This is a genomic window from Clostridioides sp. ZZV15-6388, assembly GCF_020657755.1.
Lineage (GTDB): Bacteria > Bacillota > Clostridia > Peptostreptococcales > Peptostreptococcaceae > Clostridioides.
This window is the reverse complement of the sequence record NZ_JAGWCU010000023.1, coordinates 1-12,201: the sequence shown is the minus strand read 5'-3', so window position 1 is coordinate 12,201 and position 12,201 is coordinate 1. Positions and strand designations below refer to the sequence as shown.

Here is a 12,201-nt window from a genome sequence, read left to right as displayed (position 1 = left end):
AAAGTTTTTTATATATTATTAGAAAATGTGAGGATGTTAAATTTATGAACAAGGTAAGTGATGTAACAAAAGGTTATACTTTAGGGGTATTGGCAAATATTCTATTTGGTTTTTCTTTTTATTTTACTAAGACAGTATTAAATTTGGTTGACAATAAGGTTTTTACAGTATTATCATTAAGATTTACAATTGGATTGATAGCAGTAATAGCATTATATAAGTTTAAATTTATAAGCTTAAACTTTAAAGGTAAAGATATTAAATCACTTTTGATTTTATGTATGTTTCAACCATTTCTATATTTTATGCTTGAGACACTTGGAGTTAAGTATACATCTACATCAGAAGTTGGTGTTATGATATCTATGATACCAGTAGTTACAGGAATTATGGGAATTATATTTTTAAATGAAAAAATGAACTTGAAACAAGTAGTGTGCATCGCAATTGCAGTTTTTGGAGTTATAATAGTAAACTTACAAAATACAGGGAATCAAACAAGTAGCATGCTTGGAAGAGTAATGATACTTGGGGCAGTAATTTGTGCTGGTGCATATGGTGTATATGTAAGAAAATTATCTAAAAGCGAATTTACACCAATTGAAATAACAGCAGCAATGCAACTAATTGGAACAATATCATTTACATCAATATCTGTTGGTGGTGAATTGATATCAGGGAGTCTAATAGAATATGCAAAAGGATTATTTAATATGGAGATTGTATTTCCAATAGTTTATTTGGGTATGGGGTGTTCTTTGTTAGCTATGTTTTTAAATAACTACTCAAGGTCTAAACTAGAGGCTGTAAAATCATCAATATTATCAAACATAGCTACAGTGGTATCTATATTTGCAGGAGTATTTCTACTGAATGAAGAGTTCAATCTTTATAGTATTGTAGGAAGTGTGCTTATAATAATTTCAATTATAGGAATGGTTATATATGGTAAAGAAAAATGTGAAGATTTGGAAACTGAATATACAGAGTAGTTTTATTTTATAGGATATAATAAATCTACTTATTCTTTTAACTTAATTTAAACTTAATAAAAATATATCGAAATTCATAAAAAATTTAGGAAATCTTAAGAATTATGATATTTAAATCTTTAGATTTATGTTTTATTATATAAACTATAATAAGATATATTAAACTAAATTAGAATTTTACAATATATTTATAGATATTAATGTTAAAGAAAAAGTTAAGTTGAAAGGAGTATAATATGGATAAAGTTAACCTAAAAAGATATAATTGTGATATAAATGTTGGATTAAACAGTGAACAACTTCAAAGTAGAATAGATGATAATTTAATTAATGTATTTGACAATGGAAAAACTAAAACATACAAGCAAATTTTTAAAGATAATATATTTACACTTTTTAATCTTATAAATATTGTTTTAGTTTGTTTGCTAGTTTCAGTTGGCTCTTTTAAAAATACCTTATTTATATTTATTGCTGTAATTAATACTATTATTGGTGTTATTCAAGAAATAAGAGCAAAAAGATTGTTGGACAATCTATCTGTTATAGTATCAAGCAAAGTATCTGTTATAAGGGAAAAAGAGAAAAGAGAGATTGATGTTCAGGAATTAGTGCTAGATGATATTATGATTTTAAAAACAGGAAATCAAATCTGTGCAGATTCAAAAGTTTTAGAAGGAAAGTTAGAGATAAATGAATCTCTAATCACAGGAGAATCTGATATTATTGTAAAAAACAAAGGCGATTTTTTATATTCTGGTAGTTTTGTAGTTTCTGGAGAGGCATTTGTAAAAGTTGAAAACATAGGAAAAGATAACTATGCAAATAAGATAGCTAATGATGCTAAAATTTCCAAGAAACACAATTCTCAACTTAGAAATTCATTAAATGCAATATTAAAAGTTGTTGGTGTAATAATTATTCCTTTAGGAATTATCTTGTTTGTAAAACAACATTTTGGAAATGGAGATTCTATAGTAACATCTGTAGTAGGTACTGTGGCAGCTGTAAATGGAATGATACCAGAAGGATTAACGCTACTTACAAGTATTGCTTTAGCTGTTGGGACAATAAAGCTTGCAAGTCACAAGACTTTAGTTCAAGAATTATATTGTGTAGAGACTCTTGCTAGAGTTGACACATTATGTCTTGATAAAACAGGTACAATTACCGAGGGTAAAATGCAAGTTGATGATGTAGTAATGCTTGAAAAAGTTGATATAAACGAGATAATGGGAAATTTGTGTAATTCTCTTAAAGATGACAATGCAACATTAAATGCTATAAGAGATAAATATGATATTTCAGATACATATAAAGTTAAAAATTTAATTCCATTCTCATCAGCAAGAAAATACAGTGGTGTTGTTTTTGAAAATGAAGGTACATACCTAATAGGAGCTTTTGAGTTTATTTTTAAAGATAGATATAAAGACTTAAAAATAGAGATTGAAAAATATTCTAAAGCAGGAAATAGAGTAATAGCTTTAGCTCATAGTAACTCTTATATGGAAGATAATAATATACCTGAAGATATAAAACCGCTTGCTTTTATACTGATATTAGATAAAATTAGGGATGAGGCCAAGGAAACTTTAGAATTTTTTTATAATGAAGGTGTAGATATAAAAATTATATCTGGAGATAATCCTATAACAGTAAGTGAAGTAGCAAGAAAAGCAGGTCTTAAAACAGCTAATAGATTTATTGATGCAACAACACTTAAAAATGATAAAGACATATATCATGCTGTTGATAAATATAGTGTTTTTGGAAGAGTAAGCCCACAACAAAAGAAACAAATGATTATAGCATTAAAACAACAAAATCGTACAGTAGCAATGACAGGAGATGGTGTAAATGATGTGTTAGCACTTAAAGAAGCTGACTGTAGTATTGCTATGGCATCTGGAAGTGATGCTACCAAAAATGTTTCTAATTTAGTTTTATTAGATTCAAACTTTGCATCCATGCCAAAGGTTGTTATGGAAGGAAGAAAGGTAATCAATAATATTCAAAGAGCATCTTCTTTGTTTTTAGTAAAGACAATATTTTCATTCTTCTTGTCACTATTAACATTATTTTTCTTTAGTAGACAATATCCATTTGTACCAATTCAATTATCCTTGATTGGAGCTGTAACAGTAGGTATACCATCATTCTTTTTAGCTCTTGAGGCAAATAGAAGTAGAATTTCAGGAAATTTCTTGCTTAATATATTAAAAAATGCTTTACCAGGAGCACTATGTGTAACATTAAATGTAATTATTGTTTACAATATAGTCGAATATTTAGGTTATAGTTCAAGTGTATTTTCTACAATGTGTGCTATATTAACTGGTATATGTGGTCTTTTGATATTAAGACAGCAATGCTTGCCATTTAATAAAGAAAGATTATTTTTAATTGTAAGCATGACTATATCATTTGTTATTGGTATTCTATTTTTAGGTGGACTATTCTCCTTTGTAGCTCTAAGTAAAGAGCTAATCCTTATAACTATGGTATTAGCGGTATTAATGCCAATTATGATAAAAGTTATGTTATTTGTATTAGATGAGATACTAGACACAATAGCTCCAGATTTAAACTGACTTGAATAATATAAAAAAGAGCAACTTAATATTAAATAGAGTTGTTCTTTTTTTATTTACATTAAATTTTATATAAGAATATCATGTATATTTATTAATCAGCTATGTATGAACAGCAATAGTCAACAACTTCAGTTACTTTTAAATCAAAGCTTGAATCAGAAGGAACATTAAATTTTTGACCTTCTGTATATGTTACAAACTCATTGCTTCCAGGCAGTTTTACATCCATGCTTCCAGCAAGCATTTCCATTATTTCTTCTTCTCTAGTAGAAAAAGTGTACTCTCCAGGTAACATCAATCCTAAAGTTTTTCTTTCGCCATTAGGAAATATTAGTACTCTACTACTTACCTTACCATCAAAATAAACGTTTGCTTTTTTCACTGCATTAACATTTTTAAATTCACTCATTAGACAAGCCCTCCAAAATTATTTATTCATATATATTATATAAGAATAATGTAAAAATTACTATATATTTACAAATAAAATTTAGTATTTCTAAAAAAAATTAATCAAAATAAAATAAGAGAATGTTTTTAAAATAATAAATGGTAAAAATTTCATAGAAATATTATATTGAACTGACAATTTTACCAATATATAATAGGAGAGGAGTTTATGAGAATTGCCTTATGCTACACATTAAAAACATAAAGATAATGTATAATCTAAATATATATTATACAACCTAAAGTTTATAGTTATAGAAAGAGGGGATAAACTTGTCAAAGAGAATATTGGTCATAGAAGACGATATAGATATCCAAAATATAATAAAAACATTTTTAGAAAATGCAGGTTATACTATTATAACAGCAAATGATGGTCTTGATGGGATTGAGAAGTTTAAAAAACAACAATTTGATTTGATTTTATTGGATATTTTGATGCCAAAGATAGACGGTTTTGTAGTTTGTGAAATGATAAGAAATGAATCTAATATTCCAATTATTATACTTACAGCATTGGATGAAGAAACAGACCAAGTAAAAGGATTTGAATTAAAAGTGGATGATTATATTACAAAGCCCTTTTCTACAATTGTTCTTCTAAAAAGAGTAGAGGCAGTATTAAGAAGAATCGGTGACAAAGAAGAAAATCATGAAGATAGGGAATTTTTATTATATAGAGATATCAATATTGATGTTGAAGGATATAAAGTTTTTGTTAATGGTAAAAAGATTGAATTGACTGCTAGAGAATTTGAAGTTCTAAAGGAATTAATAGAACACAAGGGTCGTGTACTTACTAGAGAAAATTTAATAAATAGCCTGTGGAAGTATGATTTTTTAGGAGATGAAAGGGTTGTAGATACACATATAAAAAATCTTAGAAAAAAACTTGATGTGGATTACATAGAAACAATAAGAGGGGTAGGATATAGGATTGATGTATTGGATTAAGAAAAGTCTAAATAGAAAAGTTTTTTTAAGTACAACCTTGATACTTATTTTGTCCTGTACGCTAATTTATATATTTATCATGATGTCAATGCCCAAAACATATAAATCATACCTAACTGATGATATCAAAAAAAATCTTGATGAATTTGTTAAAGTTATTGAGAATACTAAATATGAGGATTCAGCACCTAAATTTTATGATTTTATAATTGAAAATAATGTGTCTATTGATTTAGTGAAAAATGGAAAATTAGTAGAAATACCATCTAATATAAAGTATGGTAAATTAGGTGATGAAAATATTATATCAAATAAGAAGCAAAAAGCTATATTCAATGAAGATAATTTTTTATATAAGTACTTAAATAATAATCAAATTTCGGGAAGTAGCTATGTAAGTGCTATATCCACTGAGATTACATTTAAAGATAGTTCAGATAAATATATTCTCTCTGTTGTACCAAAATTGATGGTAGTTGATGAAGCTTCTATAATTTTATTAAAATTGATACCAGTAGTCGCAATAATGATTTTGATAATATCACTAGTTACTGCATTTATTTATTCCAGAGTAATTACAAAACCTGTTGTCAAGATAAGTAACACTTCAAAAAAAATTGCACAGATGAATTTAGATGTTAGATGTGATGTAGAAAGTCACGATGAAATAGGTTCTCTTGCCTTAAGTTTAAATGAACTTGCACATAATTTATCAATTACACTTAATAATCTTGAATATGCAAATTCAAAGCTCCAAGAAGATATTGAAAAGGAAAGAAAGAACGAAATAAGTAGAAGAGCTTTTTTTGCAGCGGTATCTCATGAGCTAAAAACGCCAATTACGATTATAAAAGGTCAACTTGAAGGCATGATATATAATATTGGCATGTATAAGGATAGAGATACTTATTTAAGACATTCACTTAAGGTAATGGAAAGCATGGAAGAAATGGTACGTGAAATTCTTGATATTTCTCGTATGGAGTCATCTGGATTTAAATTAAATACAGTAGAAATCAATATGAGTTCATTAATACAAAAATCAATACAAAATTACTTAATATTAGCAGAAAATAAGAATATAGATATTCTTAGTGATATAGAAAAAAATTTATACTCTTTTGTAGATATAAAATTGATGAAAAAAGCTATTTCTAATATTATTAACAACTCAATTAAGCACTCAAAAAACGGTGCTTTGGTAAATATAAAATTGTATAAGAATAATGAATGTGGAGTTTTTGAGGTTGAAAATTCAAATATATTTATAGAAGAATCTGAGATAGAAAATATTTTTAATCCTTTTTATCGTGTAGATAAGTCACGAAGCAGACAATCTGGCGGAAGTGGTTTAGGATTGTATATTATTAAAATTATATTTGATATGCACAAGGTTAAATATAAAATTGAAAATACATCAGTGGGTGTAAAATTTACAGCTATATTTCCTATCGCATTAAAAAATACATTGCAGTAAATATTTTATAAATAAAATAACCCTATACTAAAATTTTAAAGTTAAATTTTAGTATAGGGTTATTTTGAGTATAAATATGTATTTAAAAAGTATTTAGGTACCATATAAAAAACAAGGCAAGAACATATTAACTACATACTTCATTTATATAATAAAAAATGTAATAAGAAACTAAAAATATGAAAGGTGAGTGAAATATGAAAATCGATGTTAAAAATTTAAATATGACTTATAAAGCAGGGAAGGAAGCACTAAAAAATATAAATATGAGTCTTGAAAGTCCAAATTTTATAGGCTTATTGGGTCCAAATGGAGTAGGAAAAAGCACTTTAATGAAGCTACTAACTTCAAGAATATTACAAACCTCAGGTCAGATTTTAGTAAATGGTAAACCTCTTCAACAGTGTGAGACAGAGTTAAAAAGTAAATTAGGATATTTACCACAAGAATTTGGATTATATGATGAATTGACAGTGTATCAATTCCTCGAATATATGTCAGTTTTAAAAGGTATTAATAAAAACACAAAAAAGATAATAGAAGAAGTTATTAATCAGACCAATTTATTAGAAAAAAGAAACTCAAAAATTAAAACCCTGTCAGGGGGACAAAAACAGAGAGTAGGTATAGCCCAAGCAATAATGGGAAATCCAGGACTATTAATACTGGATGAACCTACAGTTGGATTAGACCCTGAGGAGAGAATAAACTTCCGTAACTTATTTTCAAAAAATTCAAGAGATAAAATTGTAATATTGTCGACACATATTATAGAGGATGTTCAGTCAGTATGTAATAGACTAATCGTGATAAATAAAGGAAATGTACTGTTTGATGGAAGCTCAGAAGAGTTAATTAAAAAAGCACAAGGACATGTTGGTATTTATGAAGATAAAAATGGAAAAATACATAAAAATGGAAAAAGCAAATTTAAAGTTACATCAAGTATTCTTACCACAACAGGAACTTCATATCGTATTGTAAGTCATAAACTTCCAGATTTTGCAATATCTGTAGAACCATCCCTAGAGGATGCATATATGTTTTTAATATCTGAGGAGGAGATAAAGTAATGCAATCAATTAAATTTATCAAAGATGAGATAAAGAGGCTTTTTAGTTCAAAGATTACATGGACTTTCATATTAGTAATAGCATTGATACCAGGTTTATCAATAATAATGTATGAAATGCCTGAATTATTACTACAAAGTAATTTAGGACAAGAGCTTAGTTTGAGTGTACCTGTTTTACTTAATCCAGCAAAACTAGGGGCTTTAATAGGCACAGTCTTATTTTCGATGTTTACAATATATGAGATGGATAATGTCTACAGAAACAAAACTAATGGGATTATAGAAACTATCATGGATGCCAAAAGTTTAAATCTAGCTAAGGTAATTTCTATTCTTGTATCAGCTATAGTATCTGTAATAATTTCAATGATTATCTGTCTACCATACTCTATCATTAAGATGAGTGAGGATTTTAGTTTAAATATTTATCTGATAAATTACTTAGTTTTAATGTTACCAGCTATATTATTTGGTATTTTACTTTCAGCTGGATTTTACTCTATAACAAGACGCATTGATTTAAGTATAATTATGTTACTTATACTAATATTTTTATCTATAAATGTAAAAGATAGTTATCTTATTGATTGGGTACAGACAAAGGTAACTATTTACTCTTCTAGTTTTGGAAATGCCTTGCAATTAAGAGCTTTATATTGGAATAGACTGCTTTGGAGTTTCGTGTCAATATCAACTTATTTAATGGGTGTAATATGCACAAGAAAATATGAAAAAAATATCTTTTCATCTATGATGTTTAATATGAAGAAAGTATCAATATCAATTTTAACTGTAGTGTTAATTGCTAGTTCTTATAGTATATATGCATTAGAACCGTACTATGATGATAGTCCTCCAACTAAAATGGAGAATGTAGTAGATAAGAAATCTGGTTCAGGTGTAGTTATGGCTACTAAAGAGAATGAAAAGTTAAATAAGGATATAAAATTAATTGATTCAAGTCTTGATATAAAAATAAATCCTAAGAAGGCAAGCTTGGATGGGAAAATAGAATATACTATGGAAAATAATAGTGGTAAAGAACAAAAATTGAAATTTGATTTAAATCCTGGATACAATGTTAAAGATATCAAGATAAATGGTAAAAAAGCTAAATTTGATATCTCTAAAAAGAAGCAACCAGAAGGACGAATTAGTTTAGATACAACTAAAGAAAAAAATCTTAAAATTGAAATTGAGTATGGAGGTAAATTAATAAATAATCAATTGCTAGAAGAAATTCTTTCAGGATATATAATAAGTGAAGAGAATATTAAGATAGTTAGTAGCTCAATATACCCAGAACCTAAAATTGATGTTATGAATACAATGGAATCAATGATTCACGGTAACATCACTTTACCTACAGGTACAACACCTGTAATAAGTGGAATCAGTACAGAAAAACTAAAAGTTGATAAAAAGAATAATGAATGTACATGGAAATTCAATACACAAGGAACTAGATTAACTATAATAGCTGCGGACTATGTAAAAAAAGATATACAAGCAGGTGGGATTAAGGTACAGTTTTATTATAATAGAAAGAATGAAGACAAGATAAACAAAATGAATGCAGAGAAAATTATAAAAGGTTCTATTGCTTTTTATACGAAGCAATATGGAGAATTAGAGCGTTATAAAGTTATTCCACTTAAGTTAGTAGAAGGAGGAGCTACATCAAGCATTGGGGCTGGAGGAAAAGCATATGAGAATATAAGTTATATGGATGAAAGTATTTTCAACCCAGATGTATTTGAAAATAGTATAGGAGAAGGTAGTAATGGGGCTGAAGTTTTGGCACATGAAATATGTCATCAATGGTGGGGAATTATAGTACAAGTTGATCCAATGGTATCACCTTGGTCAGCAGAAGGTATAACAAATTATGCGACTAATAAGTTTATGGAGTATGAATATGGAAAAGAGTATAGTAAAAAAACTATAGATAATTGGAAAAAAGAAAATGATAAACTTAAGAGAAATTTCTATATGAATAATCCACAATATCTAGAAAAGTTACCTGAGAACTATGTATTTAATATTTTATCACCTAATTCTATGAGACTTCTTTACAACAAAATGCCACTACAACTTTTAAAGGCGGAAGAGATTTTAGGTCAAGATAAATTTGAAACTATTCTCAAAAGTTTATATGATAAATACAAGTACAATATATTAAAATATGATGATTTCTTAAAAGCTTGTAATCTTACAGGGGAGGAATTGAATCTTGAATAATTTAAAAATAATGAAATATGAAATGAAGAGACTATTATTTTCTAAGGTGTATTTAGTTTTACTATTAATAACAGGATGGTTCTCCTACAATGTTCTTAAGACAAAAACAATCTATGGTTTAAATGATACAGCACCATTTTCAGAGTGGAGCTATTCAAGTTTTTTACTTGATGTAAATCCATTTTTACTAGTTATAGTTCTTATGTTTTGTACATATATATTTTCAAAAAAAGAAGAAGCAGTAAGGACGATTACTATGACAACTAAGATAAAGCCTACAACATATTTTTGCTTAAAAAGTATTACAATAGCAGTTGCATATCTTCTAACAGTTGTAATTGTAATTGCGATAAGTTTTATTTTTTACAATAGAGTATTTCAATTCAATAACTTTGGTCAGTTTGTACAGCCTATATTTCTTATTTTAATACCATCTGTATTATTTGTATTAGGGATGGGTATGTTTATTGGTAATATAAATGGAAATTTACTATATATTTTTATTCCAATAATATTTCTTATAACAAATTCTGGTGCACTATCTATTATATCTGGTAAGAGTCTAGTAAACTCTATACTGGAGAGTAAAGTTGCAGATATGATGGGGAATCTTGCATTTAATATTCCACAGGGATTTGTAATCAGTAGAATATCACTTGGAGTTATAGGTATACTCTTAATAGTTAGTGTATGTAAAGCATACAACAAAAGTAAAAATAAAGTTTAAAAATGCTTACAAAGAAAAAATTGATTAGTTCTATAAAATCATAATTATTTTTTTATATTTGGATGTATATAGATAATCTAAGATGTGAATAGGGGATTATATTAAGGGAAATATGATATAATTACTAAAGTTATAAATAGACTAAAGAAAAAGAGTATATTTTAACCTATAGTTTTTTAGGTTCAAAATATACTCTTTTACTAGTTATAGTTATATAAATTAAACAAATTATATAAACAAATTCTATATAATCAAAATTTTTATTATAATTCTATATTAGGTTCTTCAATTAATTTTCCACATACATATCTATGAATGATATTTCTGTCATCACCAACATATATAAATCTTTCAAGTCTTTCAGGTATAGAATAATTGTCATGATTTAAATCTGAATCATCAATAATTAATGCATCAAAATCGTAGTCTTCTTCAAAACTACCAACATTTCCAAAAAAACTTCCTCCACCTTTAGTTGCAATATAAAAGGCTTCAGATAAAGATAGAAAATTACATTTCTTATTAGAATTTACCCAGTATAATTTTGATAACTGTATTGCAGATACTATTGCCTTAAATATTGATAGTGTATGGCCACCACTTATATCAGAACCAAGGGCTAGTTTAATATTATTATCAAGTAATTTTCTAATAGGCATAGCTCCACTACCAACATTAAAATTAGAAGCAGGACAATGAACAGCCATAACCTCATTTTCTTTCATTAAATCTATTTCTTCTTGAGAGCAGTGAATACAATGAGCCATTAATGTAGGGGTTTGACCAAATAAATTGTATCTATTATAGGCATCTCCATAAAATTTAGATTCAGGTTCTAAACTTTTAACCCATTCAATTTCATCATGATTTTCAGATAAATGCGATTGTATAGGAACATTATATTTTAAACATAAATCGCCTAATTCTTTTAAAAGTTTACTTGTACAACTAGGTATAAATCTAGGCGTTATAATTGGTTTTACAATAGAATTTATGTCATTGTATTTGCTTATTATTTCTTCTGTATCGTTGATAGAATCCTCCGTATTTTCTAGTAGAGTGTCAGGACAATTCATGTTCATATTTACTTTACCAACATATGCTCCAAGACCAACTTCTTTAAAAATATCCATAAGTTTCATAGAAGCTTTTTTATGTACTGTTGCAAATACAGCTATTCTAGTAGTACCTGCTTTCCAGACTTCTTTTACAAATTTTTTATACATCTTTGTAGCATATTCTATATCTATATACTTTGATTCTTCTGGGAATGTATAAGTTTCAAGCCATGGTATAAGTTCTTTATCCATAGCCATGCCTAAATTTCTAAATTGGGGTGCATGACAATGAAGGTCGTTCATACCAGGTATTATAAGTTTATCAGTGTAGTCTATGATTTCTAAATTTTTACATTCTTTAGGGATATCTTTAAAGACACCTTTTACTTTACCCTTGTTTAGTATAATGTAGCTATTTTCAAATACTGTAAAAGTATCTGAAGTTTTTGTAAAAATTATATTTCCTTTTATTGCTTTTAACATATAGCTCTCCTTAGTTTTAAATTTGTTAACTTTAATATATAAGTAATATATAGGCTTTATTGATTAAAATTTTACCATATGTATTATATCAAATCTGAGTTATAAATACTATTAAATAATAGTAAATAGTAGTGAAATACGTTTGTT

General features: G+C 27.1%; 9 protein-coding genes. 7 read left to right on the top strand and 2 right to left on the bottom strand.

Going from position 1 to position 12,201, the window contains the following annotated elements; translation table 11 throughout:
• Positions 1-44 precede the first annotated feature (44 nt).
• Positions 45-992, top strand: coding sequence for a DMT family transporter (locus KGF48_RS13640; protein WP_227868147.1), 948 nt, complete (start codon positions 45-47; stop codon positions 990-992).
• A gap of 236 nt (positions 993-1,228) precedes the next feature.
• Positions 1,229-3,586, top strand: coding sequence for an HAD-IC family P-type ATPase (locus KGF48_RS13635; protein ID WP_227868146.1), 2,358 nt, complete (start codon positions 1,229-1,231; stop codon positions 3,584-3,586).
• Positions 3,587-3,680: 94 nt separating this feature from the next.
• Here KGF48_RS13635 and KGF48_RS13630 read toward each other — a convergent pair whose 3' ends face one another.
• A complete protein-coding gene (locus KGF48_RS13630) occupies positions 3,681-3,998 on the bottom strand; it encodes a pyrimidine/purine nucleoside phosphorylase (RefSeq protein ID WP_227829710.1) in 318 nt (105 codons plus the stop codon).
• A 314-nt stretch (positions 3,999-4,312) separates the two neighbouring features.
• Here KGF48_RS13630 and KGF48_RS13625 point away from each other — a divergent pair, with 314 nt between their 5' ends.
• The 5 genes from KGF48_RS13625 to KGF48_RS13605 all read left to right on the top strand — a co-directional run bounded on the left by KGF48_RS13625 (position 4,313) and on the right by KGF48_RS13605 (position 10,513).
• Complete coding sequence (locus KGF48_RS13625) at positions 4,313-4,993, top strand: response regulator transcription factor (protein WP_227838836.1); 681 nt, start codon at positions 4,313-4,315, stop codon at positions 4,991-4,993.
• Positions 4,980-6,470 (top strand): sensor histidine kinase, encoded by a 1,491-nt coding sequence (locus KGF48_RS13620; RefSeq protein WP_227868145.1) that lies wholly within the window; start codon positions 4,980-4,982, stop codon positions 6,468-6,470. Before KGF48_RS13625 ends, KGF48_RS13620 begins: the two co-directional genes overlap by 14 nt.
• Positions 6,471-6,667: 197 nt before the next feature.
• Positions 6,668-7,543, top strand: a complete 876-nt coding sequence (locus KGF48_RS13615) for an ATP-binding cassette domain-containing protein (RefSeq protein WP_227868144.1) — start codon at positions 6,668-6,670, stop codon at positions 7,541-7,543.
• Entirely contained in the window at positions 7,543-9,786 is a 2,244-nt protein-coding gene (locus KGF48_RS13610; protein WP_227868143.1) for a M1 family aminopeptidase, read from the top strand. Before KGF48_RS13615 ends, KGF48_RS13610 begins: the two co-directional genes overlap by 1 nt.
• Positions 9,779-10,513: a hypothetical protein gene (locus tag KGF48_RS13605; RefSeq protein ID WP_227838832.1), complete on the top strand. Its 735-nt coding sequence runs from the start codon at positions 9,779-9,781 to the stop codon at positions 10,511-10,513. Before KGF48_RS13610 ends, KGF48_RS13605 begins: the two co-directional genes overlap by 8 nt.
• A gap of 263 nt (positions 10,514-10,776) precedes the next feature.
• Here KGF48_RS13605 and KGF48_RS13600 read toward each other — a convergent pair whose 3' ends face one another.
• The gene (locus KGF48_RS13600; RefSeq protein WP_227868142.1) at positions 10,777-12,054 is read right to left on the bottom strand and encodes an amidohydrolase family protein; all 1,278 of its coding nucleotides are present in this window, start codon (positions 12,052-12,054) and stop codon (positions 10,777-10,779) included.
• Positions 12,055-12,201 lie beyond the last annotated feature (147 nt).